General features: G+C 62.1%; 26 protein-coding genes. 14 read left to right on the top strand and 12 right to left on the bottom strand.

From position 1 onward, the window contains the following. Positions 1–98 precede the first annotated feature (98 nt). From ACSQ3F_RS04110 to ACSQ3F_RS04100, 3 genes are all read right to left on the bottom strand, one after another. Positions 99–2,456: a methyl-accepting chemotaxis protein gene (locus tag ACSQ3F_RS04110; protein ID WP_436099055.1), complete on the bottom strand. Its 2,358-nt coding sequence runs from the start codon at positions 2,454–2,456 to the stop codon at positions 99–101. A gap of 289 nt (positions 2,457–2,745) precedes the next feature. Further along, positions 2,746–3,645, bottom strand: coding sequence for a ribokinase (locus tag ACSQ3F_RS04105; RefSeq protein WP_436099054.1), 900 nt, complete (start codon positions 3,643–3,645; stop codon positions 2,746–2,748). 50 nt (positions 3,646–3,695) lie between these two features. Beyond that, positions 3,696–4,895 carry a DNA recombination protein RmuC gene (locus tag ACSQ3F_RS04100; RefSeq protein ID WP_436099053.1) on the bottom strand — a complete coding sequence of 400 codons (1,200 nt, stop codon included), beginning with the start codon at positions 4,893–4,895 and terminating at the stop codon, positions 3,696–3,698. Between the two features lie 144 nt (positions 4,896–5,039). Here ACSQ3F_RS04100 and def point away from each other — a divergent pair, with 144 nt between their 5' ends. From def to truA, 5 genes are all read left to right on the top strand, one after another. Continuing rightward, complete coding sequence (gene def / locus ACSQ3F_RS04095) at positions 5,040–5,564, top strand: peptide deformylase (RefSeq protein WP_436099052.1); 525 nt, start codon at positions 5,040–5,042, stop codon at positions 5,562–5,564. 65 nt (positions 5,565–5,629) lie between these two features. Beyond that, entirely contained in the window at positions 5,630–5,917 is a 288-nt protein-coding gene (locus ACSQ3F_RS04090) for a FitA-like ribbon-helix-helix domain-containing protein (protein ID WP_436099051.1), read from the top strand. Next, positions 5,914–6,336 carry a type II toxin-antitoxin system VapC family toxin gene (locus ACSQ3F_RS04085; RefSeq protein WP_436099050.1) on the top strand — a complete coding sequence of 141 codons (423 nt, stop codon included), beginning with the start codon at positions 5,914–5,916 and terminating at the stop codon, positions 6,334–6,336. The genes ACSQ3F_RS04090 and ACSQ3F_RS04085 overlap by 4 nt, the downstream gene beginning before the upstream one ends. Before the next feature lie 22 nt (positions 6,337–6,358). Next, the gene (fmt, locus tag ACSQ3F_RS04080) at positions 6,359–7,294 is read left to right on the top strand and encodes a methionyl-tRNA formyltransferase (RefSeq protein WP_436099049.1); all 936 of its coding nucleotides are present in this window, start codon (positions 6,359–6,361) and stop codon (positions 7,292–7,294) included. Beyond that, entirely contained in the window at positions 7,294–8,037 is a 744-nt protein-coding gene (gene truA / locus ACSQ3F_RS04075; protein WP_436099048.1) for a tRNA pseudouridine(38-40) synthase TruA, read from the top strand. Before fmt ends, truA begins: the two co-directional genes overlap by 1 nt. Positions 8,038–8,048: 11 nt before the next feature. Here the strand turns inward: truA and ACSQ3F_RS04070 are convergent, their stop codons facing one another. From ACSQ3F_RS04070 to ACSQ3F_RS04055, 4 genes are all read right to left on the bottom strand, one after another. Beyond that, on the bottom strand, positions 8,049–8,645 hold the full coding sequence (locus ACSQ3F_RS04070) for a hypothetical protein (protein WP_436099047.1): 597 nt from the start codon (positions 8,643–8,645) through the stop codon (positions 8,049–8,051). Beyond that, positions 8,632–9,825, bottom strand: coding sequence for a succinyl-diaminopimelate desuccinylase (gene dapE, locus ACSQ3F_RS04065; protein ID WP_436099046.1), 1,194 nt, complete (start codon positions 9,823–9,825; stop codon positions 8,632–8,634). Before dapE ends, ACSQ3F_RS04070 begins: the two co-directional genes overlap by 14 nt. Positions 9,826–10,517: 692 nt before the next feature. Further along, positions 10,518–11,585, bottom strand: a complete 1,068-nt coding sequence (locus ACSQ3F_RS04060) for a cyclic nucleotide-gated ion channel (protein WP_436099045.1) — start codon at positions 11,583–11,585, stop codon at positions 10,518–10,520. A gap of 575 nt (positions 11,586–12,160) precedes the next feature. After that, positions 12,161–12,322 (bottom strand): hypothetical protein, encoded by a 162-nt coding sequence (locus ACSQ3F_RS04055; protein ID WP_436099044.1) that lies wholly within the window; start codon positions 12,320–12,322, stop codon positions 12,161–12,163. Positions 12,323–12,577: 255 nt separating this feature from the next. Here ACSQ3F_RS04055 and ACSQ3F_RS04050 point away from each other — a divergent pair, with 255 nt between their 5' ends. From ACSQ3F_RS04050 to ACSQ3F_RS04030, 5 genes are all read left to right on the top strand, one after another. Then, positions 12,578–14,221, top strand: a complete 1,644-nt coding sequence (locus ACSQ3F_RS04050) for a phosphoethanolamine transferase (RefSeq protein WP_436099043.1) — start codon at positions 12,578–12,580, stop codon at positions 14,219–14,221. 147 nt (positions 14,222–14,368) lie between these two features. Further along, a complete protein-coding gene (locus ACSQ3F_RS04045; protein WP_436099042.1) occupies positions 14,369–15,031 on the top strand; it encodes a response regulator transcription factor in 663 nt (220 codons plus the stop codon). Between the two features lie 26 nt (positions 15,032–15,057). Beyond that, positions 15,058–16,386 carry a histidine kinase dimerization/phospho-acceptor domain-containing protein gene (locus ACSQ3F_RS04040; protein WP_436102031.1) on the top strand — a complete coding sequence of 443 codons (1,329 nt, stop codon included), beginning with the start codon at positions 15,058–15,060 and terminating at the stop codon, positions 16,384–16,386. A gap of 140 nt (positions 16,387–16,526) precedes the next feature. After that, positions 16,527–17,573: an aldo/keto reductase gene (locus tag ACSQ3F_RS04035; RefSeq protein WP_436099041.1), complete on the top strand. Its 1,047-nt coding sequence runs from the start codon at positions 16,527–16,529 to the stop codon at positions 17,571–17,573. Between the two features lie 109 nt (positions 17,574–17,682). Beyond that, complete coding sequence (locus ACSQ3F_RS04030; RefSeq protein WP_436099040.1) at positions 17,683–18,831, top strand: GAF domain-containing sensor histidine kinase; 1,149 nt, start codon at positions 17,683–17,685, stop codon at positions 18,829–18,831. A gap of 7 nt (positions 18,832–18,838) precedes the next feature. Here the strand turns inward: ACSQ3F_RS04030 and ACSQ3F_RS04025 are convergent, their stop codons facing one another. After that, positions 18,839–19,198: a DUF805 domain-containing protein gene (locus ACSQ3F_RS04025; RefSeq protein ID WP_436099039.1), complete on the bottom strand. Its 360-nt coding sequence runs from the start codon at positions 19,196–19,198 to the stop codon at positions 18,839–18,841. Between the two features lie 3 nt (positions 19,199–19,201). Further along, complete coding sequence (gene dapD, locus ACSQ3F_RS04020) at positions 19,202–20,062, bottom strand: 2,3,4,5-tetrahydropyridine-2,6-dicarboxylate N-succinyltransferase (protein ID WP_436099038.1); 861 nt, start codon at positions 20,060–20,062, stop codon at positions 19,202–19,204. 205 nt (positions 20,063–20,267) lie between these two features. Between dapD and ACSQ3F_RS04015 the strand changes: the two genes are divergently transcribed. Continuing rightward, entirely contained in the window at positions 20,268–21,167 is a 900-nt protein-coding gene (locus ACSQ3F_RS04015) for an LOG family protein (protein WP_436099037.1), read from the top strand. 174 nt (positions 21,168–21,341) lie between these two features. Here ACSQ3F_RS04015 and ACSQ3F_RS04010 read toward each other — a convergent pair whose 3' ends face one another. From ACSQ3F_RS04010 to ACSQ3F_RS04000, 3 genes are all read right to left on the bottom strand, one after another. Beyond that, positions 21,342–21,863 carry an EF-hand domain-containing protein gene (locus tag ACSQ3F_RS04010; protein WP_436099036.1) on the bottom strand — a complete coding sequence of 174 codons (522 nt, stop codon included), beginning with the start codon at positions 21,861–21,863 and terminating at the stop codon, positions 21,342–21,344. Between the two features lie 139 nt (positions 21,864–22,002). Continuing rightward, positions 22,003–22,716 (bottom strand): pyrimidine 5'-nucleotidase, encoded by a 714-nt coding sequence (locus ACSQ3F_RS04005; protein ID WP_436099035.1) that lies wholly within the window; start codon positions 22,714–22,716, stop codon positions 22,003–22,005. A 56-nt stretch (positions 22,717–22,772) separates the two neighbouring features. Then, positions 22,773–23,498 carry a class I SAM-dependent methyltransferase gene (locus ACSQ3F_RS04000; protein ID WP_436099034.1) on the bottom strand — a complete coding sequence of 242 codons (726 nt, stop codon included), beginning with the start codon at positions 23,496–23,498 and terminating at the stop codon, positions 22,773–22,775. Positions 23,499–23,669: 171 nt separating this feature from the next. On the opposite strand from ACSQ3F_RS04000, the gene ACSQ3F_RS03995 reads away from it, so the two are divergent. The 3 genes from ACSQ3F_RS03995 to ACSQ3F_RS03985 all read left to right on the top strand — a co-directional run bounded on the left by ACSQ3F_RS03995 (position 23,670) and on the right by ACSQ3F_RS03985 (position 26,301). Continuing rightward, the gene (locus tag ACSQ3F_RS03995) at positions 23,670–24,461 is read left to right on the top strand and encodes a sterol desaturase family protein (RefSeq protein WP_436099033.1); all 792 of its coding nucleotides are present in this window, start codon (positions 23,670–23,672) and stop codon (positions 24,459–24,461) included. A 60-nt stretch (positions 24,462–24,521) separates the two neighbouring features. After that, positions 24,522–25,436, top strand: a complete 915-nt coding sequence (locus ACSQ3F_RS03990; RefSeq protein WP_436099032.1) for an EamA family transporter — start codon at positions 24,522–24,524, stop codon at positions 25,434–25,436. A 94-nt stretch (positions 25,437–25,530) separates the two neighbouring features. Then, positions 25,531–26,301 (top strand): isocitrate lyase/PEP mutase family protein, encoded by a 771-nt coding sequence (locus tag ACSQ3F_RS03985; protein ID WP_436099031.1) that lies wholly within the window; start codon positions 25,531–25,533, stop codon positions 26,299–26,301. Positions 26,302–26,363 lie beyond the last annotated feature (62 nt).

Raw genomic sequence — 26,363 nt, 5'->3', positions numbered from 1 at the left:
GCCCGATGCCCGCAGCGCCGCCGCGCGGCGGATCAAAGTCGAAACGGCGCCACACGGGCGCCGTTTGCATCAGCCGTTCTAATAGGCAGGCCTGCGGCTCAGAACTCTTCCCAGTTGTCCTGGGCGAGTGCCGTGTTGCCGGAAACCTGCGGCACGGCCTTTGGCAGTGGAGCGACGTAGCGTGCCGGCGCCGGCTTGGCAGGGGCGCTGTAGCTCGCTGCCTTGGCAGGCGCGCGCATCTTTTCGGCGGTGTTGCGCAGCATTTCGGCCCGGCCTTGGCGCGCGACGTGGAAGCGGGAGACGAGTGTACTCAGCGCGCGCGCCTCTTCGTTCAGGGCCATGCTGGCAGCGGTGGTTTCTTCCACCATCGCGGCGTTCTGCTGCGTCACCTGGTCCATCTGGTTGACCGCCGTATTGATCTCCTTGAGGCCGACGGCCTGTTCAGAGGCAGAGCCGGAGATCTGGCGGATCAGGCCGTTGATCTGGACCACCTGGTCGGCGATCTTCTGCAGCGCCCCGCCGGCACGGCCGACGAGGTCGACACCGTCGCGCACCTGGCCGGCCGAGGTGTTGATTAGCGTCTTGATCTCCTTGGCGGCGTTTGCCGAGCGCTGGGCGAGTTCGCGCACTTCCTGGGCGACAACCGCGAAGCCCTTGCCGGCATCGCCGGCGCGGGCTGCTTCGACGCCTGCGTTCAGTGCCAGCAGGTTGGTCTGGAAGGCGATTTCGTCAATGACGCCGATGATGCGGCTGACTTCGCCGGACGATTGCTCGATGCCCTTCATCGCAGCGATCGCCTTCTGCACGACTTCGCCCGACTGCTCGGCGTCGTTGCTGGCGGTCTCGACCGATTTCGCCGCGACCTTGGCGTTGTCGGCGCTGGCGTTGACCTGCGAGGTGAGCTGATCGAGCGCGGCTGCCGTTTCTTCCAGGCTTGCGGCCTGCTGCTCGGTGCGGTGCGAAAGGTCGTTGGCAGCATTGCTGATTTCGCTGGTGCCGGTGCCGATGTTGACAACGGAGGTGTTGACGGTCTGGATCGTCTCTTCGAGGCTTTCCATGGCAGCGTTGAAGTCGCTCTTCAACTGGGCGTATTCGCCCGGGAAATCCTCGGTGATGCGATAGGCCAGATCACCGGCGGAAAGTTGCGACAGGCCCTTGGCAAGCTTGGCGACAATCTCGCGCTGCGTCGCGTTCGCCTCAGCGCGTTCGGCTTCGGACTGGTTGCGCTGCTGCTCGGACTGTTCACGTTCGTGCTGGGCTTCCGCTTCCAGCCGTTTGGTGTCGGCCAGCTGGTGACGGAAGCCTTCCAGTGCCTTGGCGACCGAACCGGTCTCGTCGGTGCGATCCTGACCGGAAACCGGGGCGGTGTAGACGCCCTTGCTCAGGTTTTCGACATCGCTGACCAGGCCAGCAAGCGGCTTCTGAACGAAGCGGCGAACGGCGAGATAAAGGCCGAGAAGCACGGCGCCGAGCACGATCAGGCCACCGATGATCATCATGTAGGTCTGGTCGACGATCGGCGCATTGATTGCGGTTTGCGGTACATCGACCAGGACGACCCAGGTCGTGTTCACGTCCGGCAGGGTGAAGGGATAGACGACGCGGTCGAAGGTCTCGTGGCCGTCATAGCTCAGGTCGTGGATCATGCCCGGCTGCGACGCTGAAAGCGCAGTCTTGACCACATCGGCACCGATGCCGTCATAATCCTTCATCAGAAGGTCCGGGATCGGGGCCACAAGCCATTTGCCGGTCTGCGACAGCAGCGTCACGCGGCCGGAACCAAAGGGACGGATGTCCTTCACCTTGTTGGCAAGCGACGTCAGCGAAACGTCGACGCCGGAGATGCCGAGCAGTTTGCCGTTCGACGTGACCGGGTAGGCGATCGAGGACATCGAGTTGTTGTCGCCTGTGGTCGTTTCGACATAGGGCGGCGACATCGCGCCCTTGAGGCTCTTGGCCGCCAGCGCATACCAGTCGGCCGGATAATCGGAATCGAAGGTCGAGAAGTCGATGCCCGTCTTGCCCTTCGTCCAGTAGGGATTGAGCGTTCCGTCCTTGCTGGCGCCAAAATCCTTCTTGCCGGCATAGTCCTTGGCCTTGCCGTCAAAGGCATTCGGCTCCTCTGCAAACCAGCTGCCGAACGCGAATGCGTTCTTCTCGACATTGGCCTTCAGCATGTCGACGACGCCCTTGCGGTCGAGATAGCCGCCTTCGTGGCCGCGGCCGATCACACCTGCCGTCGAGCGGGCGGCGCCCGCAAGTTCGGCAATGTTGCTGGCGATGTCGGATGCAATCGCCTTCGCTTCGGTCCGCGCCTGGTCGAGCACCAGCGTTTCGACACGGTCCTGGGTCTGGGAAATCAGTACATAGTTGGAGGCAAGAAGGACGAGCGCAATGATGCCGCCCGTTACCGCGATCAGTTTGGTCGCCAGCGATTTGGCTTGGAACTTGAACATGAATGTCCCCGCATGGTGAAGGTCCGCGGGTTTTCAAAGCCGCGGCGTGACGCGATCTATTTTGGGAGATGCTCCTTCATGGAGCGCCAGATGCCGACCGACATCGTAAGGCCGTCTTTGATCCTGGGAAGGCGAGCCTTTGTAGCTGCTTGAATAACGCGGTATTTATTAAAAATAGGCCAACGCGATGTGGCTAAATCGCGCGTTTCATGGACAAATCAAACGCTTATGCCACAGCGACGACGTTCAGTGTCCTGATTGCGCAGACGTTCGACTGCGTCCGACGCGATCAGACTTCTGCGTCGACCTCGGCGGCTTCCGGAATGGCGGGCTGCGCACCGGCTTTCAGGCAGGCGAGCGAGCCGGCGACAGCGGCACGGCGAAGCGCCTTGTCGAAATCGATGCCCGCGTCGAGACTGGCGGCGAGATAGCCGCAGAATGTATCGCCCGCCCCGACGGTGTCGACCGGCTCAATTTTCAGCCCCCTGGCGCGATGTACATTGCCATTGCGCACGGCAACCACACCCTCGGCGCCGAGGGTTACGATTACCGTTTGCCCTGTTTCGCGCGAAAGGCTGTGCATCGCCTCTATACGCTCCTCAGCCGACAATCCTTGACGGCCCGCCAGCAACTCGAATTCCGTCTCGTTGGCAACGACGATATCGGCCATGCGTCCGAGGCGCGCCGCGTCTTTCGTCAGCGGGGCGATGTTGATGATCGAGGTGACGCCCTGTTCCTTCGCCGTTACCAGTGCCCGTTCCACGGATTGCGGCGGAATTTCGAGTTGCAGCATCAGCGTGTCGCCGGCACCCATCGCCTCTAAGGCAGTCAGGGCGTCGCCCTCGCTAACCGTGCCGTTGGCGCTCGCCACCACCACGATGACATTCTCCCCGTCACCGCCGACGAGGATGTGAGCGGTGCCGGTCGGTTCGCTCACGGTCTTGGTCAGGGAAAGGTCGGTCCCGGCCTGCTTCAGCAGCGCTAGCGCGCCATCGGAAAAACTGTCCGATCCGACGGCACCCGCCATGCGCACAGCCGCTCCGGCGCGTCGCGCCGCCAAGGCCTGATTGGCGCCCTTGCCGCCGGCGGCCGTCGAGAAACCCGTTCCGGCAACGGTTTCGCCGGGCTTCGGCAGCCGCGCCGTGGTGGCGATCAGGTCCATGTTGATGGAACCAAAAACTGTAATCATCTGATGCGTCTCCCCCGGCAGGCGATTTTGCCGGACAGTGCCCGAGACCGTCAGTCCTCGTCAACCACCCGCAGCTTCAATTGCCCCATGCGATTGTCGAAGGTTTTCTGTTCCGGCTTGGCATCGGGCGGCGAGCCGGCGGTTTCGAGGTCCAGCGCCTCGATCCTGATGCCACGCCGCTTGAGCTTCTCCGACGAGGTTAGGATATCGTCGACATCCTTCTGCGTGGTGAGGAAGTGGCCATGCAGTTTGCGCACCCGGTCGTCGAGCCGGGTCAGGTCTTCCATCAGCCGGATGACCTCACCCTGAATGAGATGTGCCTGTTCGCGCATCCGGGCATCGCGCAGGATGGCCTGGATGACCTGGATCGACAGCATCAGCAGCGACGGCGAGACGATGACGATCCGCGCCCGGTGCGCCTTCTGGACAATGGCCTCGAAATTCTCGTGGATTTCGGCAAAGATCGATTCGGAGGGTACGAAAAGGAAAGCGGTGTCCTGGGTTTCGCCGGGGATCAGGTATTTCCCCGAAATATCCCGGATATGCACCTCCATGTCGCGGCGGAACTGCTGCGCCGCCTGCCGGGAAGCTTCCGGATCAGCGGCGTTGCGGATTGCGTTCCAGCCTTCCAGCGGAAACTTCGCATCGATCACCAGCACCGGCTGGCCATTCGGCATCCGGACCGTACAGTCTGGCCGCGAGCCGTTCGAGAGCGTCGTCTGGAAGGCATAGGAGCCCATCGGCAGGCCATCGGCTATGATCGTTTCCATGCGCGACTGGCCGAAGGCGCCGCGTGTCTGTTTGTTGGAAAGAATGCTCTGTAGCCCTGCCATGTCCTTGGCGAGTGACTGGATATTGGTCTGCGCCGTGTCGATCACCGCCAGCCGCTCCTGCAGCCGGCGCAGGTTCTCGTGTGTCGCCTTGGTCTGCTCGCTGATCGAGGTGCCGAGCCGGTGCGTCATGCCGTCGATCCTCTGGCTGATCGACTGGTTGAGCTCGGATTGCCGGGCGCCGAACACCTCCGCCATCGCCGCGATGCGGCCCTGCATCTCCGTCTGGGCGGCCAAGAGTGCCGTCATCCGCTGTTCCGCCTCCAGTGCCGCCCGCCGTGTGCGCTGCCGCCGAAGCACGGCCGGAATGCCGGCGAAGAGCAGGATCGCGACGGTGGCGAACAGGCACATGCCGAGCGTGACCGGATAGGCACCGAGGATGAAAAGAGGCTGGTCGAGAGTGAGTGTCACAGGTTCCATGGGCGCAACCTAAGCGGATTCGACGTTTGTGGCCAGATCAAAACGAGAACATTGGTGAATCAAAAGGCATAAGCTGCCACTTTCCCGGCAAAAATCTTGAAAACGAGAATTCCATCAACGCCAAAGATCGGTTATGGGAGCCGGATGACAATCAAGCCGCTCATCATCCTCCCCGATCCCGTGCTGCGCCAGCTTTCCATGCCGGTGGAAACGGTCGATGCCGACGTTCGCCGCCTCGCGGAAGATATGCTGGACACGATGTATGACGCGCCCGGCATCGGCCTTGCGGCGATCCAGATCGGCGTTCCCCGCCGCCTGCTGGTGATCGACGTATCGAAGGAAGGCGAGGAAAAGCAGCCACTGGTCTTCATCAACCCGCAGATCCTGAAGTCCTCCGACGAGCGCTCGGTCTACGAGGAAGGCTGCCTGTCGATCCCGGACTACTATGCCGAAGTCGAACGCCCCGCCGCGATCACCGTCGAATATGTCGATCGCGACGGCAAGCAGCAGACGGTGGAGGCGGATGGCCTGCTGGCGACCTGCCTGCAGCACGAGATCGACCACCTGAACGGCGTGCTGTTCATCGACCATCTCTCCAAGCTCAAGCGCGAAATGGTGATCCGCAAATTCACCAAAGCCGCCAAGGTCCGCGGCGCCAAGGCGATCTGACGATTCCATTGGAAATGATCACGTTCGGGCCTATGATATCAGTGATATCATAGTGGAGGTTGCGCATGGGCGATCTGCTGATCCGAAATATTTCCGATGCTCTGAAGCGCGACATCGCCGCTGCGGCCGACCGTACCGGGCGCAGTCTTTCCGATGAAGCCAAGGAGCTTTTACGCAAGGGGCTGATAGCCGAAAAAGATATCAAGCCTGTGGAAGAACAATCCGCCTACGATGTTCTACGCGCTGCCTTTGGGGCCGACGAAGGGTGGGGTGACGATTTTTCCGCTATTCTGGATGAAGTAGAGGCGGAGCGGAAGAAAGACTTTGGTCGCCCGCCGGTGGAATTTGAATGATCGTCCTCGATACGAATATCATTTCGGAGCTCGTAAAATCATCCCCGGATCGAAATGTCGTCGTATGGTTTCGGCGTGAGGCTCAATCGTATTTGTATTTGAATTCCGTCGTCGTCATGGAGCAATCATTCGGGGCGGAGCGGTATTATCTGCGTACAGGTTCAGACCGATATATTCGGTCATTGGAAAATCTGCTGGCGACCCAGTTTCGAGGACGTGTCCTGGAATTTGTCGAAGGAACGCCCGTCCTTTCCGGCCGTATCCGTGCCAAGCGTGAAAGCGTGGGGCGCCCGATCTCGGTTCAGGACGCCATGATCGCCGCGATCTGCCTTTCCCACGATGCAACGCTGGCGACGCGTAACATAAAAGACTTCGAGGGGCTTGATTTGAAGCTTGTAAACCCGTTTGAAGGGGCCTGATCAGAACGGGAGTCCGCGCGCCGTGCCGCTTCGTATCATCTTCATGGGAACCCCCGAGTTCTCGGTTCCGACATTGGCGGCGCTGGCCGAGGCCGGTCACAAGATCGTTGCCGTCTATACGCAGCCGCCACGGCCGGGCGGACGCCGCGGTCTTGATCTGCAAAAGTCGCCGGTCCATCAGGCGGCCGAGCTACTTGGCATCGAGGTATTGACGCCCGTCAACTTCAAGGAGGCTGCCGATCGCCAGACCTTTCGCGATTTCGATGCGGATGTGGCGGTCGTCGTCGCCTATGGCCTGCTTTTGCCGGAGGACATCCTCAACGGAACGCGGCTTGGCTGCTACAACGGCCACGCCTCGCTTCTGCCGCGTTGGCGCGGGGCGGCACCGATACAGCGGGCGATCATGGCTGGCGACCACGAGACCGGCATGATGGCGATGAAGATGGATAAGGGGCTCGACACGGGCCCGGTGGCGCTGACCAAGGTGGTGGCCATCGGCAACGAGATGACGGCCGGCGAACTGCACGACAAGCTGATGCTGGTTGGCGCGGACCTGATGAAGGACGCCATGGAAAAGCTCGACGGCGGCGATCTGCCGCTGACGCCGCAGGCGGAGCATGGCGTCATTTATGCCGCCAAGATCAGCAAGGCGGAAACGCGCATCAATTTCTCCAGGACGGCGGCCGAGGTTCACAATCATATTCGCGGTCTTTCGCCTTTCCCCGGCGCCTGGTTCGAGGTCGAAATCGGTGGCAAGATGGAGCGGATCAAGGTTCTCTCGTCCGTTGTCGAAAAGGTGGGTGGCGAAACCGGCGCCGCCCTGTTCGATGACCTGACGATTGCCTGCGACAATGGTTCGGTGCGGCTGACACGCCTGCAGAAGGCGGGCGGCAAGGTGCTCGATGCCGATGATTTCCGCCGCGGCACGCCCATTCCGGCCGGCACAAGGCTTTTCTGATGCCGCGTTTCCGCATGACGATCGAATATGACGGCTCGGCCTATGTCGGCTGGCAGCGGCAGGAGAATGGTCCATCGATACAAGGCGCCATCGAAAAGGCCATCCTCAGCCTCACCGGCGAGACCGTTTCGATCCGTGGCGCAGGGCGTACCGATTCCGGCGTGCACGCCAAGGGACAGGTGGCGCATGCCGACCTCTCGCGGCCGTGGAAGCCCGCGACCCTGCGCAATGCCCTGAATGCCCATCTCGGACAGGCTTGCGAACAGGTGGCGATCATTGATGTCGCCGAGGTGACGCCGGAGTTCGACGCGCGTTTTTCCGCGCTCAGGAGGCATTATCTTTACCGTATCATCTCGCGTCCGGCGCCCCTGGCGCTGGAGGCGAAGCGGGCGTGGTGGGTACCGAAGAAGCTCGATCACGTGGCGATGCATGCGGCGGCGCAAATGCTCGTCGGGCATCACGACTTCACCACTTTCCGCTCGACCCATTGCCAGGCCAACAGCCCGATGCGCACGATCGACCGGCTCGACGTGACGCGGGACGGCGACCTCGTCGAGATTCGCGCCACGGCGCAGAGCTTCCTGCACAACCAGATACGCTCCTTCGCCGGCACTCTGAAGCTGGTGGGTGAGGGCAAGTGGACGCCGGACGATGTACGCGCTGCACTGGAGGCCAGGGACCGCAGGGCCTGCGGTCCGGTGGCGCCGCCGGACGGGCTCTATTTCATGCAGGTCGATTACTGACAACCAGCGATTCAGGCCGGCATCAGGCCGAGCACGCGCGGAAGACTTTCGCTGAGCATGAGCGAGGGCAGGATCAGCAGGGCGGAAAGCGCCGAGGCGAGTAGCGTCTGGTCTTTGGCGATGGTTTTCACCAGCCGGAAAATTGCGGTGAAATTCGCCAGCAGAAGGATCAGCGACAGCACGCTTGTCAGGCCCTCGCTGTTGGGAATGACCAGCCTGATCGCAAGCGGAACAGCCATCGCATAGACAGTGGGCACTGCCAGCCAGTTGCTGGTGATGATGATCGGCGCAAGCAGTTCGGCGTAGCCGAGCGGCTTTGCGAGGGCAGCGACAAGGACCAGCGGCACGACCCACATGGCCATATCGACGAAGAGCAGCTTGAGGATGAAAACCAGCCCCGTCTCGGCGCCCTGCGGCATGTTCGCCAGGTAGTAGAGACGCCAGGCGGCCCAGCCGACGGCCATGGCCGGAAGGCACCAGAGAAACGCGGCAAAGGAGCGCCAGACGCCGAGCGCGGTGATGTCGAGCCAGTCGAATCCGCTCCGGTCACCCAGGATCAGCAGCCAGAGGCCCTTGATGTAGTTGCCGACCTCTTCAATCTGCGGCATGGCCAAACCAGCGGCTGATGAAGGTTTCGTAGATCTGTGTCAGCGTCTCAAGATCGGCAACAGCAACGCGTTCGTCGACCATGTGCATGGTCTGGCCGACCAGGCCGAATTCGACGACCGGGCAATAGTCCTTGATGAAGCGCGCATCCGACGTGCCGCCGGTGGTCGACAGCTTCGGTTCGCGGCCGGTGACGGCTTCGACGGCGCCCGACAGGGAAGCGATCAGTGCGTTGTTGCGGGTGAGGAAGACCTGGCTCGGACGCTCGCTCCAGACGATATCGTATTTGACCGGCGGCCGGCCTGGACGAAGCACGCTGTCGGCGCTGGCGCGGTCGAGGCGGGTGATGATCTCGGCTTTCAGACTATCGGCGTCCCAACTGTCGTTGAAGCGGATGTTGAAGCGCGCCGTTGCCTTGGCCGGAATGACGTTGACCGCCTTGTTGGCGACGTCGATCGTCGTCACCTCGAGATTGGACGGCTGGAAATTGTCCGTGCCGCCGTCGAAGGGCGGATCCATCAGCGCTTGCGTCAAGGCGAGGATGCCGCGCACCGGGCTGTCGGCGAGATGCGGATAGGCGGCGTGGCCCTGCACGCCGTGCACGGTGATGGTGCCCGAGAGCGAGCCGCGCCGGCCGATCTTGATCATGTCGCCGAGCTTGTCCGGATTGGTCGGCTCGCCGACGAGGCAGGCATCCCAGCGCTCGCCCTTCGCCGCCGCCCATTCGAGCAGCTTGACGGTGCCGTTGATCGCCGGGCCTTCCTCGTCGCCGGTAATCAGGAAGGAAATCGAACCCTCCGGTGGCCCATGTTTTTCGATATGGCGGGCGACGGCGGCGGCAAAACAGGCAATGCCGCCCTTCATGTCGACGGCGCCGCGGCCATACATCTCGCCGCCGGCGATATCGGCCGAAAAGGGGCCATGCGTCCAGGCCGTCTCGTCGCCGACCGGCACGACGTCGGTATGGCCGGCAAACATCAGGTGCGGACCATCGGTGCCAAGGCGGGCATAGAGGTTTTCGATATCCGGCGTGCCGTCCTCGGTGGCCATCACCCGATCGACGGCAAAACCGAGCGGTTTCAGCATCGTTTCGAGCGCACTCAAGGCGCCGCCTTCGGCAGGGGTCACGGACGGGCAGCGGATCAGGGTGGCGAGATTGGCGACGGGATCGGTAGCGGTCATCAAGAAAGGCCTGTTGTTTTTTAAGGGCTTGGTTTAGCCGATCCCCACCGGGCTGTCACGGGGGCCACCCTCTCACCCTCCCCGTGAAGGGGAGGGTGAGAGCGAAGCTCCGGGATGGGGTGACTTTTTGCGTCAAACAATGGATCACCCCACCCGCCGCTTAGCTGCGACCTCCCCCTCTAGGGGAGGTGGGAGGGTGCCGCGGTCCCAACGCCCGATAACCACGCCCGGAAAAATCCGCCGTGATTCTGCTTGTTGTTCACTTGGCCGGGGCGCTGAAAAGTGCCGAGACGAAGGTAATGTATATGACGCTTCCCAGCGCCCCGTTCGGTGGTCGTCGGCGGCAACTCCGGTTCCTCTACGACCGGCATTCGCGCCGACCCTCTGTGCCACACAGGCACGCCCGCAGCAGCAACAGCCTGCGGAGGGGAACCATTTTCTGATCGCCCACCGGATGAAGGCTCACGTCCTTCCCGCACCCGGCACCGGTCCCGCCTCGCCGCGACGCCTCGCGGGGTAGCCGATGACGGAACGGCATGATCATGGCACAGGTTTTGAGGGCGGGGATAAGCGGGGAAATTTCGGGCTCGCGGACGGATCCCCTCACCAACAAAATCTAATACTTAGCCTTTGGCTAAGGTTGATTTTGTGTCCTCTCCCACAAGGGGAGAGGCAAGCTCCGGGGCAGCCCGTCAGGCCTTCGGTGGCGCGCCGCGCCGCTCGAGTGCGGTCTTGCGGATGATGTCCGCGATCTCCGGACTGCTTTTAGACAGCATCTGGAAATCCACCGAGTACAGCGACAGAAGCGAGACCTCAGTCACGGCGCTGACGGTTGCCGAGCGGGGCTCGCCGGTGATCAGCGCCATCTCGCCGAAGAAGCTGCCGGAACCAAGCTCTACCGGGTTCGGAGTCGCGACACTGACGCGGCCCTCGACGATGAAGAACATCCGGTCGCCGGTCTCGCCCTTGCGGCAGATGACGGTGCCGGCCGGCACGACGCGAGGTCTCAGCGCTCGCACGATCTCGACCAGAGCGGCCGAGCCAAGCCTCTGGAACAGCGGCACGGCTGCAACCAGCTGCCAAGTGCGCACGAAGTCCTGGCGCCGGACTTCTTCGTAGAAGCCGGTGGCAAGGATGCCGGCCCAGAGCGCAAATATGCCGATGCCGCACATCATGATCAGCCCGGCAAGGACCCGGCCGATGAAGCTTTGCGGAGTAACGTCGCCATAGCCGGTGGTCGACAGCGTGACCACCGCCCACCACATCGCCTGGGGGATGCTGCCGAACTTGTCCGGCTGGACGTCGCGCTCGATGATATAGGCCGCAAGTGCCGCACCGAACAGAACGATGCCGAAGACCGAAGTAACGCCGATCAGGTTGCGCGCCTCGTTGGTGAGGACCCTGCCCATCAGCCGGAAGAAGGTCGAATCGCGCAGCGGCTTGAGCAGCCAGATGGCGCAGTAGAGGCTCTGGTCGCGCGTGCCGTCGAGCAGGAAAGCGGCGAGAGGGACCAAGACGGCGAGTACATCGACGGCGATTGCCGGCATCCTGTCCCGAACGCCTCTCGTCCGCTGGGTAATCAGCGTCTCGATCAGTTGCAGGCAATAGACGACCCAGATGCCGGCGAGCAGGACCTCCAAAGTGAGCCTGGTTCGTCCGGCCATATCCGGTATCGTGAGCGCAGCTACCGCCATGAGCCCAATCGCAGCGATGAGAGCGTTGAGCGGCGCCGAAAGCTTCGAGAAAGGCAGTGCCGACATTCAATACCCCCCGACCCGCCTACCACCCTTCTGGAATAATAGGATGCCTTCAGGCCAAGTGCAAAGGGGCCGGCGAGACGTCTTGCAGCCAGGTCCCAAGTGGCACGTGCGGTGTCCGTCATTGCGACATCCTAGCCTGTCCTCTCCTGACCGCTACAGCGCCGCGCGTCAAACATGACGCGCAAAGGACGCTGTAGCACTTTGAAACTTTTGCATAATTTTATCCCTAAATCGATTCCGATTTAAGGAATTATGCAGTAGCTTGGAAAACGCCAGCCGCCCTGAAGCAGAGCTGGCCTTGGTACAGTGTGAAAAGTTGAACCGGGGTTCGCCTGCGCGGTCTTCCGCTGGTCTCTCACTGGCAATTCTCGGGATCAAGGTGGCGGCAGTAGTCGTGGTTACGGCCAGACGAAGAGCGGTTGTTCGCAGGGGCAGTTTCAATCGCTTTCTCGACGTTGCCGCGACGGCGCGCGAACGCCAGTCTTAGGCCACAGGCCAGTATTGGAGGCAGTTCCTACCGACTGGCGCAAAGCGCGCCAACGCAGACGAGCTGCCCGCAATAGTGGACCCTTGCGCTACATCTTCATTTGATCGAGGCGGACCGTAAGTGCTGTCGATTGCTTGTGGTTGATTGTCATCGACTGCCGTTCGGCAAATTGGGCGAGCGGGATCGTTATAACGATGAGGATGAGAATGGCGACGTAGAGCAGCCCCAGAGGAATTCGACGCGCTTTCAAACAATAATCTCCCGTATCCGCAGCAGTCTGCCGGGCAATCCTGACAGCAGGCTGAACGTTGACGGCCGACACTCTCCTGCCGCGCGCCGTCGCCCGGCATGTCCTTATCCCGCTTATTCCCCATTCAGGTTCCTGTCAGAAAACCGGCCCAGATGTCCGCCGTGGAGACGCCGCTGACGCGCAGCGCCAGGCAAATCTTGCGTGCGTATCAGCGCTCCCGTGGATCCACTCGTGTGATGAAGCAGGAGATGATTGATGGCTTTCGAAACCCTTCCGGCAACGGCGCCGCGGCTGGCGCGGCCGGCAATCGGCAGTGCGACGCTGAGCGTGGTGGTCGCCCTCTATCTCCTCTTCGTGACCAACGGCACATTCTGGGGAAAGGCGGTGACTTACCTCGGCCTGCCGAGTTTCGGTTTGATCCTGCTCTGCATCGGGCTCACTGCGCTGTTTACGGCGCTGTGCGTCACCGTCTCGGTCAAATATCTGACCAAGCCGCTGTTCATCTTTCTGGTCACAAGCGCCGCGACCGCCTCGTGGTTCATGGACAAGTACGGCACCATCATCGACCTCGACATGATCCGCAACGCGGCCGAGACGACGGGCTCGGAGGCCGGCCATCTGGTGACGGCCGGGTTCCTGACCCACATGACCGTGTTTGCCCTTGTGCCGTCCGTGGTGATCGCGCTGGTGCGCATCCGCCACCGGCCGATCGCCCAGAAGGTTTTCTGGAATCTCGTGGTGATCCTGCCTTGCCTTGCGGTGTTCACCGCCGCAGCACTTGCCAATGTCCGCACCTTTGCCGCCACGATCCGGCAACACCGCGATCTCGTCGAGACGCTGAACCCGGTGACGCCGATCGCCAGCGTCGCGCGCTATCTGAAGGCCAGCGGCGCAGAAAAGAACATCGTCGCCCAGCCGCTCGGAACGGATGCGCATGTGATCGCGCCGACCGTTTCCGGCAAACCGCGGGTCACCATCATCGTTGCCGGCGAAACCGCGCGGGCGGACGATTTCTCGCTTGGCGGTTATTCGCGGCTGACCAATCCGGAACTGTCGCGCCAGGACATCAGCTATTTCAAGGAAACCTCGAGCTGCGGCACGGCAACCGCCGTTTCGCTGCCGTGCATGTTCTCGGTCTATACCCGTGGCGAATACACCCATGAAAAGGGCCTGGAGACCGAAAACCTCGTCGACGTGCTGACGCATGCCGGCATCAAGGCGGAATGGTGGGACAACAATACCGGCAGCAAGGCGATCGCCAATCGCATCGCCTATACCTCGTTTTCGGACCGGAACGATCCCCGCTTCTGCATCAATCACGAATGCCGCGACGACGTGCTTCTTGCCGGCCTCGATGCCTGGCTGGACGCGGTGAAGAGTGACAGCGTGCTGGTGCTTCATCAGATCGGCAGCCACGGGCCGTCCTATTTCCAGCGTTATCCCGATGCCTTCCGACGTTTCACGCCGGATTGCCGCACCTCGGAACTCGGCAATTGCAGCCGCGGCGAGATCGTCAACGCCTATGACAACACCGTGCTCTATACCGACCACGTTCTCTCGACGATCATCGACAAGCTGAAGAACCGCGAGAACCGGATGGCCGGTTCGATGATCTACATGTCCGACCACGGCGAATCGCTGGGCGAGCATGGGCTTTATCTGCATGGCGCTCCCTATTTCATCGCCCCCTCCCAGCAGACGCATATTCCCTTCGTCCTCTGGCTCGGCCGCGAGGCAAAGGCCGGCATCGAGCAGTCATGCGTTGCCGGAAAGACCGGCGAACCGAAGTCCCACGACAACCTCTTCCACACGGTCCTCGGCATGATGAATGTCGCCACCAGGGTCTACGACCCGGCGCTCGACGTCCTGTCGTCCTGCCGGACTGGTGCGGCTTCGTAACCGGCGGGCCATATGATCCGAATTCGGCGTCCGCTCTCCCTGCCCGAATAGCGGACGTTTCGTCGCGCCAAGCGAAGCCGTTTGACGGGAAAACCCAAAGAGGAAATAAGAATGCGGGGGAAGCTGACCGAAAGAAGGACCAGCGGCTTGCGCATTCTGCTTGTCGAGGACAACATCATTCTGGGCGAGGCGGTCCGCGATCATGTCGCGGCGGCCGATCACGCCGTCGACTGGATGAAGACGCTTGAGGATGCGCGCGTCTCGCTGCGCACCGTTACCTATGGGCTCATTCTCCTCGACCTGCGGCTGCCGGATGGCAGCGGTATTGCCCTATTGAGGGAACTGCGGGCGGCGGCTACGGCAACGCCCGTCATCATCCTCACGGCGCACGACCAGATTTCCGACCGGATCGAAGGCTTGAACAGCGGCGCCGACGATTACCTCGTCAAACCCTTCGATCTCGGCGAACTCAGCGCCCGCATGCTCGCGGTCATCCGCCGCTACGGCGGCAATATTTCGCCGGAGATCCGCTTCGGCGACGTGACGATCAGCCCGGTCGACCGGCGCGTGTTTGCCGATGGCGAGGAAGTGGGTCTCTCCGGCCGCGAATGGGCTGTGCTCGACACGTTGCTTGCCCGGCCCGGTGCCATCATCTCCAAGGCCCAGATCGAGGAGGCGCTCTATGCCTTCGGTTCGGAGATCGAAAGCAACACGGTGGAGGTCTATGTCAGCCGCCTGCGCAAGAAGCTCGGCAGGGATCACGTGGTGACGGTGCGCGGCGTCGGCTACAAGATCGGAGCATCGGCGTGACGCAGCAAAGAGCAAGCCGGCAAAGCATGACGCGGCGGCTGATCCTCTGGCTGACGGGTGCTACCACCGCCTTCTGGCTGATCGCCGCCGGCCTCGGCATTTCCGTCATGCAGGATGAATTCGGCGAGTTCTTCGACGGTTCGCTGCAGGAAACGGCCGAACGGCTGTTGCCGCTCGTCCTCGATGACCTCAAGCGCCGGCAGGGGCCTTTGTCGCCGCAGCATCTTCGGCGACAGGCCGAAGACATCGGCGACGAGTATCTCGTCTATCAGGTCCGCGATACGCAAGGCCATGTTCTTATCCGCTCGCATGATGCGCCGGTGGAACCGTTCGAAGCGCCGCTGAAGCGCGGCTTCTGGGGAAACGACGACTTCCAGTTTTATACCGCGAGCGCTGGCGACGGCACGGTCTTCGTGCAGGTGGCGGATGCGATGGCAAACCGGAACGAGGCGATCACCGAAGGCGGCATGGCGCTTTTCCTGCCGGTGCTGGTGCTCATTCCCGTCAGCATCGGCCTGATCTGGTTGATCGTCCGCCGGACGCTGGCGCCGGTCGATGACCTGCGAAGGGCGATCGAGGAGAAGGACGGCGGCAACATGGCGCCTGTGCCATCGCGCATGCTGCCGCGCGAGCTCCAGCCGATCGCCCGCTCCGTCAACCATCTCCTGACACGCCTGCAGGCGGCCTTCGACGCCGAGCGGGAGTTTGCGGCAAACAGCGCGCATGAACTGCGCACGCCGATCGCTGGCGCGCTGGCGCAGACGCAGATGCTGATCGCCGAGCTTGACGGACCGAAGAAGCGCCGGGCCCAGCAGATCGAAGCCTCGCTCATCAATCTCGGCCATACGGCCGAAAAATTGCTACAGCTGGCCCGCGCCGAGGCGGGGATCGGTGCGGGCAGCACGAACGTTGATCTGGCCCGCGTTCTCGAACTGGTGCTGATCGATTTTGAGCGCGGCGATCAAGCCTCATCAAGGCTGCGTTTCGAGCGGGAGGAGGGTGCCAGGCTGGAGGGTCCCTACAGCGAGGACGCCTTTGCCATCGTCCTGCGCAACCTGATCGAGAACGCCCTGCTGCACGGCCGGGCCGAGGAGCCGGTGGTTGTCCGGCTGGAGAAGGGCGGCGTGATGCGGATCGTCAACGGTGCCGTGCCGCTCGCCCCGGCTGAACTTGCAATCATCCGCAAGCGGTTCGGCCGCGGCGCCACTCTGTCTCCCGGTTCCGGCCTCGGCCTGTCGATCGCCGAACGGCTGCTGCAGCAGATGAACGTTCGCTTCGAGATCCTTTCGCCGGCGACGGGGCGGAAGGACGGTTTCGAGGTCGTCATGCGGTTTTCCGACAAAGCTGCGGTATAGCGAGCCAGCTGCTGCCTTGTAAATTCGCGTCGGCCGCGCTGGAAAATTGCCTTCCGCTCCCTACATTTTATTCCGTCAGCGCCCGCAACGCCGGGCCCTCCCACCTTATGAATTCTTTGAAAAACACACGGAGACACACCATGCGATACAATCAGCTTGGCAATACCGGCCTGTTCGTTTCGGAGATCTGCCTGGGGACGATGACCTTCGGCGCGGCCGATGGCGACTTCTGGGGCGCGATCGCCGACGTCGACCAGGATGCAGCCGACCGGATCGTCGAGAAATCTCTGGCAGCGGGCGTCAATTTCATCGATACGGCTGATGTCTATTCCTTCGGCGATTCGGAACGGCTGCTCGGGCAGTCGCTGCGCAATCTCGGGGTCAAGCGCACGGATGTGGTGATCGCCACCAAGGTCTATGGCCAGATGGGCGCGGGGCCGAACGATCGCGGCGCCTCGCGCGGGCACATCATGGATTCGGTCGAGGCGAGCCTCGAGCGGCTGCAGATGGATCATATCGATCTCTACCAGATCCATGCGACCGATACGGTCACGCCGATCGACGAGACGCTCCGGGCGCTGGACGATCTGGTGTCGCGTGGGCTCGTGCGATACGCCGGCGTCTCCAACTGGCAAGCCTGGAAGATCGCCAAGGCGCTCGGCGTTTCCGAGCGCAAGGGCTATGCCCGGTTCGAAAGCCTGCAGGCCTATTATTCGATCGCCGGGCGTGACCTCGAGCGGGACATCGTGCCGCTGCTCAACGAGGAGAAGATGGGGCTGATGGTCTGGTCGCCGCTGGCAGGCGGGCTGCTTTCCGGCAAATACGGTCCGGGTGCGCCGGGCAATGGCGAGGGGCGCCGGGCGACTTTCGATTTCCCGCCGGTCGACAAGGACCGCGCCTGGGAATGCGTTGCGGCCATGCGCGAAATCGCGGCCGAGCACGATGCCAGCGTCGCCGAAGTCGCGCTCGCCTATATCCTCTCCAAACCCTTCGTCACCAGCGTCATCATCGGCGCCAAGCGGGTGGAGCAACTGGAAGAGAACCTGAAGGCGGTGAAGCTGAAGCTCGACGCCGACGATCTCGCACGGCTTGATGCGGTCAGCGCATTGCCGCCGGAATATCCCGGCTGGATGCTCGAGCGGCAGAGCGCCGCCCGGCGCCCGCAGCCGTTCGAGCCGAAGGCATGATGCCGTAGAACCGCAGTTTACGGGGTCTTTCAGGCGGAAGCTTGCATCCTGGCGGTAATGCACCGACATACAAGGGATCCGAAAATATCTGTCGATCGAAAGTCGTGCATTGAACGAACCCATCGCTGCCGTCGACGCCATCGCGCAAATCCATGCCGTGCCGACCATCCTTGATGTCGTCTGCAAGACGACCGGCATGCGCTTTGCGGCGGTGGCGCGGGTGACGGCAGACCGGTGGATCGCCTGCAGCGTTCGCGATGAAATCGCCTTCGGGCTCGAGGCCGGCGGAGAACTGAAGATCGAGACGACCATCTGCAACGAGATCCGGGAACACCGGCAGGCGGTGATCATTGACAACGTCGCCGACGACCCGGTCTATTCCAGTCACCACACACCGGCGATCTACGGCCTGCAGAGCTATATTTCCGTGCCGATCACGCTGGCCGATGGTTCCTTCTTCGGCACGCTCTGCGCCATCGATACCGTGCCGCGCAGACTGAACAGGCCGGAAACCATCGGCATGTTCCAGCTCTTCGCCAATCTGATCGCCTTTCATCTCGATACCCATGACCGCATCGACCAGGAGCGGCAGGGCAGCGAATTGCGCGAGCAGTTCATTGCCGTGCTGGGGCACGATCTGCGCAATCCGCTGGCCTCGCTCGATGCCGGCACGCGCATGCTGCAGCGTTTAGTCGAGGACGAGAAGGGCAAGACCGTGCTCGGGCTGATGCAGAGCAGCATTTCGCGCATGTCCGGCCTGATCGACAATGTGCTCGATTTCGCCCGCGGCAGGCTCGGCGGCGGCATCCCCGTGGAGCAGGCCGACCGGGTTCCGCTGAAGCCGGTGATGGAGCAGGTGGTCGCGGAACTTCGAATGGCCAATCCCGGGCGGACGATCGAGGCTGATTTTACCGAGGCGCTGGTGCGCTGCGACGAGGGCCGGATCGGCCAGCTTCTGTCCAACCTGCTCGCCAACGCGCTGACACATGGCGACCCGGAGACACCCATCCGGGTTCGCTCTGCAATTGTGGGCAATCGCTTCGAGCTTGCGGTAGCAAATGCGGGGGAGCCGGTTCCGGAAACGGTCGTCAAGGACTTGTTTAAGCCCTTCGTGCGCGCCTCAGCCAAGGCAAATCTGCAGGGGTTGGGTCTCGGGCTCTACATCGCCTCGGAAATCGCCAAGGCGCACAGGGGCAGGCTTTCGGTGTCCTCCACGCCGGAGGAAACCTGCTTCACCTTCCGGATGCCGTTGCAATAAGGCCTTTTCACGGCCCGTATTCATTGGCTCCCGGCTTTCCCGGCCAGAGACAGAGCGTGATGAAGACGACAGGGCTCAAGACCGGAATGAACAGGCAGATGGCGAGCGGGCCGGGATAGCCGACATCGTGCAGGCGTTTGATCGTCAGCATGACGACCGACGCGGTGGAGACGAGACCGGTGACAACAAGGATCAGCGTCCAGAGCGCGAGCGCAATGTCGTTTCCCTCATTGGCGAACATGCGCGTCAGCACGAAGCCGCTGATCGCCACCCAGAACAGCCAGCCGAGGAAATAGGGCAGCCGGCTGAGGCGGCCGGAGGGGCTGAAGAACAGCCATTGCATGGTCTTCTGCCCCTCCGCAGGCATAGCTCAGTCCCGCAACAGTTCGTTGATGCCGGTCTTGGAACGGGTCTTTTCATCGACGCGCTTGACGATGACGGCGCAGTAGAGGTTCGGCGCAGGCTGGCCGTTTGCCATGGTCGCATTGCCGGACGGCATGGAACCGGCAACGACGACCGAATAGGGCGGCACTTCGCCATAGGTGACTTCGCCGGTGGCGCGGTCGACGATCTTGGTCGACTTGCCGATGAAGACGCCCATGCCGAGCACCGAGCCCTCGCGCACGATGCAGCCTTCGACGACTTCCGAGCGGGCGCCGATGAAGCAGTTGTCCTCGATGATCGTCGGGCCGGCCTGCATCGGCTCCAGCACGCCGCCGATGCCGACGCCGCCGGAGAGGTGCACATTTTTGCCGATCTGGGCGCAGGAACCGACCGTCGCCCAGGTATCGACCATCGTGCCTTCGCCGACATAGGCGCCGAGATTGACGAAGGACGGCATCAGGATGGCATTCGGGGCGATATAGGCCGAGCGACGGACGATGGCGTTGGGCACGGCGCGGAAGCCTGCCTTTTCGAACTCGTTGACGCTCCAGCCGTCGAACTTGGAGGGCACCTTGTCCCACCAGGCGGCTTCGCCGGGGCCGCCCTTGATGATTTCCATCGGGTTGAGGCGGAAGGAGAGAAGGACCGCCTTTTTCAGCCACTGATTGACGGTCCAGTTGCCGTCCGCGCCGCGCTCGGCCACCCGCACCTTGCCGCCATCGAGCAGGTTGAGCGCGGCGTCGACGGCGTTGCGCACTTCGCCCCTGGTGGAGGTGGTGATGCTGTCGCGATTGTCGTAAGCCGTGTCGATGGTCTGGGACAGGGAAGCGAGATCATGGTTCGTCATCGGAATTCCTTAAACTTCGGCGTCTATCGTGAACATGCTCTAGAGCATGATCCCGAAAAATTGAAGCCTTTTCGGTTGCGGTCGGCGATGGATGAAGGTGTATGTCACGGGAATGGCTGCGGTGATTTGATCGTAGCGCCCCGTATGTTCGAAGGAGCATTCGGCAGCGATGAAAGGCTGCCGGTTTGCGGCAGGAAAGTGTGATATGGCAAGAATGAAAAAGCGGAATTTGCGGCGCAAGGACGGGGTCTGGGATCCGCTGGTCGACAGCCGGCAGGCGCGGGTGCGGGCAGCAGGCGTGCCGCAGACGCCGCAATCGATGTCGCCCTCCTACAGGCTCGCCTATACGGACGACGATTTTCTGTCCCGTGAGGAACTGCGCCCCGTGCGGCTGCAACTCGAGCTTCTAAAGCCCGAAATGGTCCTCTCCGAGCGCGGTATCAATTCGACGATCGTGATGTTCGGCGGCGCGCGCATTCCCGAACCCGGCGGCGACGCCTGGGCGGCGAGGAACGAGACGCAGCGCAAGAACCTGACGGCCGCGTCGATCTACTATGAAGAGGCTCGGAAGTTTTCGAAGCTGTGTTCGCAGCATTCGGCGGAGTCGGGCTACACGGAATATGTCGTCATCACCGGCGGCGGGCCGGGCGTGATGGAGGCGGGAAACCGCGGCGCGGCCGAAATCGGCGCGCCCTCGATCGGCCTCAACATCGTGCTGCCGCACGAGCAGGCGCCGAACCGCTTCGTAACGCCGGAACTTTCCTTCAACTTCCACTATTTCGCCATCCGCAAGATGCACTTCCTGCTGCGCGCCAAGGCGGTCGTGGTGTTTCCGGGCGGCTTCGGCACGCTGGATGAACTGTTCGAGACGATCACGCTGATGCAGACAGGCCGCTTGGCGCTGGTGCCGCTCATCCTGTTCGGTGAGAAATTCTGGCGCAAGATCATCGATTTCGAGGCGCTGGCCGAATTCGGCACGATCGCGCCCAATGATATCGACCTCCTCCGGTTTGTCGAAACGGCGGACGAGGCCTGGGAGATCATCGCGAAGTTCTATCAGACGATCGACCCCAAGAAGGTGCCGATGGCATCCGGCGTTCGGTAGGATAGATCGCCAGCTCCCGGCCTCGTGAAAAGAGTCTTTTGCACCCAGGGACTTGGGCGCGCCGGATAGCCGCCACAAGGGCGGGTATGAGGGGAAGGAATAGTCTTCCGTCGGCTCAGCCGACCTGGGCATGGGGCCCGTGCCCGATGCTGCTGGCGCCGGGCCTTTTCAACGTCAGATCTTGCGGGTGAAATCAGACGCGTCGATGAAGCCGTCGCCATTCTTGTCGCGGCGCTTGAACATTTTTCCGGCCTGTTCGGAAACCTCGGCAAGGCTGAGCGAGCCGTTCTTGTCCGTGTCAGCCGTGGCGAACACGCGCGGGCGCATGCCGGGCAGCATCACCGGGCGCATTTCTCTCAGCTTCCCCATGGCGGCGGTCTGTTCCGCGCCGGTCTTGTCCCTGGCGGCGCGCCATTCCTTGCGGGCTTCGCGGAAGGCCTGGCGCTTGGCCTCGATCTCGTCGCGCGTCACCTGGCCGTTGCCGTCGGCATCGAAGCTCCTGAAGGCTTCGGATGCGCGGGCCTGGATTTCCTCAAGCGACACCTTCTTGTCGCCATTGGCATCGAGGCGCTTCATCATCCACTCGGCGCGCTGTTCCGGCGTCGGCCGCTGCCGGGCGGCGAATGTCGGGGCGGCAAGGCTTGTGAGGGCAAGGCTGGCTGCGACGGCTCCGAGAATGAGCGTGTTCTTCCGCATGTCAAAATCCTTTCAGCGATCATGGTGCCTGAAAGGAGGATAGACCGGTCCGGCCGGATGACCAGTTAATTTTTGGTAATATAACCCTTTGATCAAAAAGGGATTTTTCCGTGTCGAAATTGTGTTTCGTTACGCGAGCTCAACCTTCAGAAACAAGCCGCGTGAGAAAACCCGTCAGATCCTCGGTGACGTAGTCGACCTGGGCGTCGCCGTCGGATGTCTTTTCCCAGGCCTCGGCGAATTCGTATTCGAAATTGCGCGGCACCAGCAATACGGTTGTCATGCCGAGCGCCTTCGGCACGATGAGGTTGCGCGGCAGGTCCTCGAACATGACGGCATTGCGGGTATCGACCCGGTGCAGGCTCATGAACTTGTGATAGGTATCGCCGGCCGGCTTTGGCACATAGTCCGCCGCGACGATGTCGAAGATATCATCGAAATGATCGAGGATGCCGAGCGCCCGCGCCGTCATCTCGGCATGCTTGATGCTGCCATTGGTAAAGATGAACTTACGCCCCGGTAAAGCGCGAATGGCGTCGCCAAGCGCCGGATCGGCGGGTACGACGGAATAGTCGATCGCATGCGCCTTTTCGAGGAAGTCGTTCGGGTCGATGCCGTGATGGATCATCAGGCCCTGTAGCGTCGTGCCGTGATCCCGGTAATATTGCTTCTGCAGGACCCTGGCTTCCGCCGGCTCCATCATCAGCAAGGCCGCCACATAGGCCGTCATGTTGCTGTCGATCTGCGAGAACAGATTGACGCTGTGCGGATAGAGCGTGTTGTCGAGGTCGAACACCCAGTCCGTCACATGGGCGAAGTCGGCTTTGGTCGGCAGGCGATCGAGCTGTGTCATGGGCGCCTTATGCCACGAGCAGCAGCGGACGCAAACGGGAAATGTGCCGCGCGTGGTCAGGCGGCCCTGACGATGAAGACCATTTCGTGCGACACGGCCTCGTCGAATGGCTCGTGCTGCCAATCTCCGTAGACGGTTTCGGCGCGCAGGCCTGATGCGTTCAGGCGCTCTTCGATCTCCGGGCGCGACAGGAAAAGCAGTTCGCTCGTGGAGACAAGCGTTCGCTCAGCGAGCGCATAGCGGGTTTCAAACGAGACGCGGCTGTTTCTTGTCTTCAGGATCCGGCGGGACTGGCGAATGGCGCGCCCGCCAATGTCGAGATCGGTATCCCTGTTCCAGAGTGCTGGCCAGTCTATTGCGGGGTTGCGGGTTTCAAACGCAATCATGCCGTCCGGAGCAAGGTGCCTTCGCATCGTTGCGAAGGTCGCAAGGATGTCCTCATCTTCGAGGAACACCTGAAAGGCGTTGCCGGTCATGATGATCAGGTCGAATTGCTGCTCGCAGCGGAACGCCTGCGCTGGCGATTGCACCCATTCGATCCGCGCGCCATTGGGTTTTTGTCGTGCGACGTCGAGCATGGCTTTCGCCGGATCGACGCCGGTGACAGCGTGGCCCAAAGCGGCATAGGCGTCGCTGAGCAGCCCGGTGCCGCAGCCTAGATCGAGAATGCGCTTCGGCTCCTTGCCGGCCAGCGCCAGATAGAAATCCCGGTCGATCGACCAGCCGCTGTCGAGATCGTAGAGGTCCGCCAGCAAGGGGTCTTCATAGTGCAGGTCAGGCATCGAGATTTCCCGGATCAAAGTCTGTCGATGGAGGCCATGAGGCCTTATGGCATGGCAACTGTGGCGAGGAAATGGCTTTGTCGTGCCTGCGTGCATTTCCACTTTGAATTGCGGAAAGGATGTGGCACGTTCCCGGCCGGGGCGATTTTGGTTCGGGAGCTGCTGATACCGATGTCGGATGAAGTCTTCTATCTTGCATTTCTGTTCGGATTCTACGCCACGACAGTCGTTACCTATTTCGCCCTCGGCTACGGCCTGACCTGGGTCAACGACCGCAATCCGGAGCGGAAGATCCAGAAGGGGCGCGGCTCCGGCAAACGCCGCAAGGCGGAAATCCGCCAGAGCCTGGCTTCGATGTTCAGCGCCTGCCTGCCGGTGACGATCGGCCTCTACGCCCAGCAAAAAGGCTGGGCGCCGGCGCCCTGGGCCTTCAACTGGTGGGCGGCGGTGCCGCTCTTCATCCTCGTCATGTTCCTCTACGACACCTGGTTCTATTTCATGCACCGGCTGCTGCACACGAAATGGCTCTACCCGCTGCACGCACTTCACCATAAAAGTGTCGCGCCGACGATCTGGAGCACCTATTCGGAGGATGTGCTGGATAATTTTCTACTGCAGAGTTTTTCGGCCGTCATCGTCTTCGTCGTCCCGTTCCCGCCGGCCATTCTGGTGGGACAAAGACTGTTCGAGCATTTCAACGGCATGTTCGGCCACTGCGGATTCGAGTATTTTGCCTCATCGACGGCGCGTTACCCGTCGCCGTTGTTGTGCACGACCTTCCACGACCAGCACCATTCGGGATTCCGGTACAATTACGGCAACTATTTCTCCTTCTGGGATCGCGTGCTGGGCACCGTTTCGCCGGACTACGACCAGCGCGTGAAGAAATTCGAGGAGGACGTCCCGTCGCTGACATTCAGGCAGGCCGAGCCCGCGCCGGCGATTCAGGAAAATTCAGGCTGAGCCGTCTTTAGTCGCCCGCCGTACTTGGCAATGTCCGGACCTGCGTGCTAGCCCGCAGCCATGCAAACTTGGATCCTCATCACCGTCGCGGCTGCCTTTCTGCAGAACATCCGCTCCGCCATGCAGAAACACCTGAAAGGCGTCATGGGAACGACCGGGGCGACCTTCGTGCGCTTCGGTTATGGCGTGCCCTTTGCGCTCCTCTATCTCGCGATCCTCTGGCGCGGCTTCGATCGGCCATTGCCGGTGCCGGACGGGCATTTCTTCCTCTGGGCGGTGGTCGGCGGGATGTCGCAGATCGTCGCCACCTTCCTTTTGGTGCATCTGTTTTCCTTTCGCAATTTCGCGGTCGGCACGGCCTATTCGCGCACGGAGCCGGCGCAGGCGGCTGTTTTCGGGCTGATTTTCCTTGGCGAGACGGCAAGCCGGGGAACGCTGATCGCGATTGCGATCTCGGTCGTCGGCGTGATGATCATTTCGGTGGCGCGCACGCCGCTCAGCGTCAAATCGCTGGTGACGTCGGTCTTCACGCGAACGGCTGGGGTCGGTCTTCTGTCCGGCACTTTCTTCGGCCTGTCGGCGGTGTCCTACCGCTCTGCCTCGCTGGCGCTGGCGCCCAGCCTGCCGCAGCCGGATTTCGTCATGCAGGCGAGCTTTACGCTGGGCTTCGTCATTCTGCTGCAGACGGTGACGATGCTTGCCTGGATATTGCTGCGAGAACCGGAGCAGTTGAAGCGGGTGATTACCGCCTGGCGGCCGGGCCTTCTGGTCGGTTTTGCCGGCGCCTCGGCCTCCTTCGGCTGGTTCATGGCGATGACGCTGCAGCAGGCGGCGATCGTCAAGGTGGTGGCGCAGGTGGAGATGCTGTTCACCTTCGCCTCGGCCGTCTTCATCTTCCGCGAATGGATCAACCGGCTGGAGGTGATCGGCTGCCTGCTGATCGTTCTCGGCGTCGTCATGCTGCTGGTGGTTTGACCCAACAGACCCGCGAAATCTGACGGTCGCCTCTGGCGCAAGCAGTGGCTTTTGCGGCATGAAGTCCACTGGGATTGTTTTCGGAGGAAAAACGATGAACCAGGTGGAGAAGGCAAGGGCGTTCGCGCAACTGCACCGCAAGGGCGATCCGGTGGTGCTCTACAATATCTGGGATGCCGGCACAGCCAAGGCCGTAGCGGAGGCGGGTGCCAAGGCGCTGGCGACAGGAAGCTGGTCAGTGGCGGCTGCCAACGGTTATGGCGACGGCCAGGAAATTCCACTGTTGCAGCTCGTCGATATCGCCCGCGCCATCGTCGCAGCAACCGATCTGCCTGTGTCGATCGACTTTGAAGGCGGCTACGCCGACGCCGCCGCCGAGGCGGCGCTGAATGTCGGGCGGGTGATCGACGTCGGCGCCATCGGAATCAATTTCGAGGACCAGGTGGTCGGCGGCAGCGGGCTGCACACGCTCGAGGCGCAGGCAGCGCGGATCAAGGCGATCCGGGCGACGGCCGACCAGAGGGGCGTGCCCTTCTTCATCAATGCCCGCACCGATCTGTTCCTGAAGGTCTCCGACCCCGCCCGGCATCCGCTGCTGGTGGAGGAGGCGATCGAGCGGGGAGCGGCCTATGCCGAGGCCGGCGCCAGTGGTTTCTTCGTGCCGGGATTGTCGAACCCGGATTTGATCGGAAGAGTCTGCGAGGCCGTCGCGCTGCCGGTCAACATCATGATGCGGCCGGGCGTGCCGGATGTGCAGACGCTCGCCGGCCTCGGCGTCGCTCGTGTCAGCTACGGACCGGGGCCGTATAGGGCGATGATTGAATGGCTGAAGGTCGAGGCGGGTAACGTTTATCAGCGTCGCTAACAGGGGTGTTCGCACTCCACGCGGGGCCGAAATGGCTGCTGCGGACAACTCACTTTCCGTCA

This window comes from Pararhizobium sp. LjRoot238, assembly GCF_964252955.1.
Taxonomy (GTDB): domain Bacteria; phylum Pseudomonadota; class Alphaproteobacteria; order Rhizobiales; family Rhizobiaceae; genus Pararhizobium.
Note: the sequence above shows the minus strand (reverse complement) of the source record. Positions and strands in the feature narration are given on the sequence as shown.

Excerpts from the sequence above, each read along its gene's own strand:
- ACSQ3F_RS04110 (WP_436099055.1), bottom strand. The coding sequence starts at position 2,456 with ATGTTCAAGTTCCAAGCCAAATCGCTGGCGACCAAACTGATCGCGGTA.
- ACSQ3F_RS04105 (WP_436099054.1), bottom strand. The coding sequence starts at position 3,645 with ATGATTACAGTTTTTGGTTCCATCAACATGGACCTGATCGCCACCACG.
- ACSQ3F_RS04100 (WP_436099053.1), bottom strand. The coding sequence starts at position 4,895 with ATGGAACCTGTGACACTCACTCTCGACCAGCCTCTTTTCATCCTCGGT.
- def (WP_436099052.1), top strand. The coding sequence starts at position 5,040 with ATGACAATCAAGCCGCTCATCATCCTCCCCGATCCCGTGCTGCGCCAG.
- ACSQ3F_RS04090 (WP_436099051.1), top strand. The coding sequence starts at position 5,630 with ATGGGCGATCTGCTGATCCGAAATATTTCCGATGCTCTGAAGCGCGAC.
- ACSQ3F_RS04085 (WP_436099050.1), top strand. The coding sequence starts at position 5,914 with ATGATCGTCCTCGATACGAATATCATTTCGGAGCTCGTAAAATCATCC.
- truA (WP_436099048.1), top strand. The coding sequence starts at position 7,294 with ATGCCGCGTTTCCGCATGACGATCGAATATGACGGCTCGGCCTATGTC.
- ACSQ3F_RS04070 (WP_436099047.1), bottom strand. The coding sequence starts at position 8,645 with ATGCCGCAGATTGAAGAGGTCGGCAACTACATCAAGGGCCTCTGGCTG.
- dapE (WP_436099046.1), bottom strand. The coding sequence starts at position 9,825 with ATGACCGCTACCGATCCCGTCGCCAATCTCGCCACCCTGATCCGCTGC.
- ACSQ3F_RS04060 (WP_436099045.1), bottom strand. The coding sequence starts at position 11,585 with ATGTCGGCACTGCCTTTCTCGAAGCTTTCGGCGCCGCTCAACGCTCTC.
- ACSQ3F_RS04050 (WP_436099043.1), top strand. The coding sequence starts at position 12,578 with ATGGCTTTCGAAACCCTTCCGGCAACGGCGCCGCGGCTGGCGCGGCCG.
- ACSQ3F_RS04040 (WP_436102031.1), top strand. The coding sequence starts at position 15,058 with ATGACGCGGCGGCTGATCCTCTGGCTGACGGGTGCTACCACCGCCTTC.
- ACSQ3F_RS04035 (WP_436099041.1), top strand. The coding sequence starts at position 16,527 with ATGCGATACAATCAGCTTGGCAATACCGGCCTGTTCGTTTCGGAGATC.
- ACSQ3F_RS04025 (WP_436099039.1), bottom strand. The coding sequence starts at position 19,198 with ATGCCTGCGGAGGGGCAGAAGACCATGCAATGGCTGTTCTTCAGCCCC.
- dapD (WP_436099038.1), bottom strand. The coding sequence starts at position 20,062 with ATGACGAACCATGATCTCGCTTCCCTGTCCCAGACCATCGACACGGCT.
- ACSQ3F_RS04015 (WP_436099037.1), top strand. The coding sequence starts at position 20,268 with ATGGCAAGAATGAAAAAGCGGAATTTGCGGCGCAAGGACGGGGTCTGG.
- ACSQ3F_RS04010 (WP_436099036.1), bottom strand. The coding sequence starts at position 21,863 with ATGCGGAAGAACACGCTCATTCTCGGAGCCGTCGCAGCCAGCCTTGCC.
- ACSQ3F_RS04005 (WP_436099035.1), bottom strand. The coding sequence starts at position 22,716 with ATGACACAGCTCGATCGCCTGCCGACCAAAGCCGACTTCGCCCATGTG.
- ACSQ3F_RS04000 (WP_436099034.1), bottom strand. The coding sequence starts at position 23,498 with ATGCCTGACCTGCACTATGAAGACCCCTTGCTGGCGGACCTCTACGAT.
- ACSQ3F_RS03995 (WP_436099033.1), top strand. The coding sequence starts at position 23,670 with ATGTCGGATGAAGTCTTCTATCTTGCATTTCTGTTCGGATTCTACGCC.
- ACSQ3F_RS03990 (WP_436099032.1), top strand. The coding sequence starts at position 24,522 with ATGCAAACTTGGATCCTCATCACCGTCGCGGCTGCCTTTCTGCAGAAC.
- ACSQ3F_RS03985 (WP_436099031.1), top strand. The coding sequence starts at position 25,531 with ATGAACCAGGTGGAGAAGGCAAGGGCGTTCGCGCAACTGCACCGCAAG.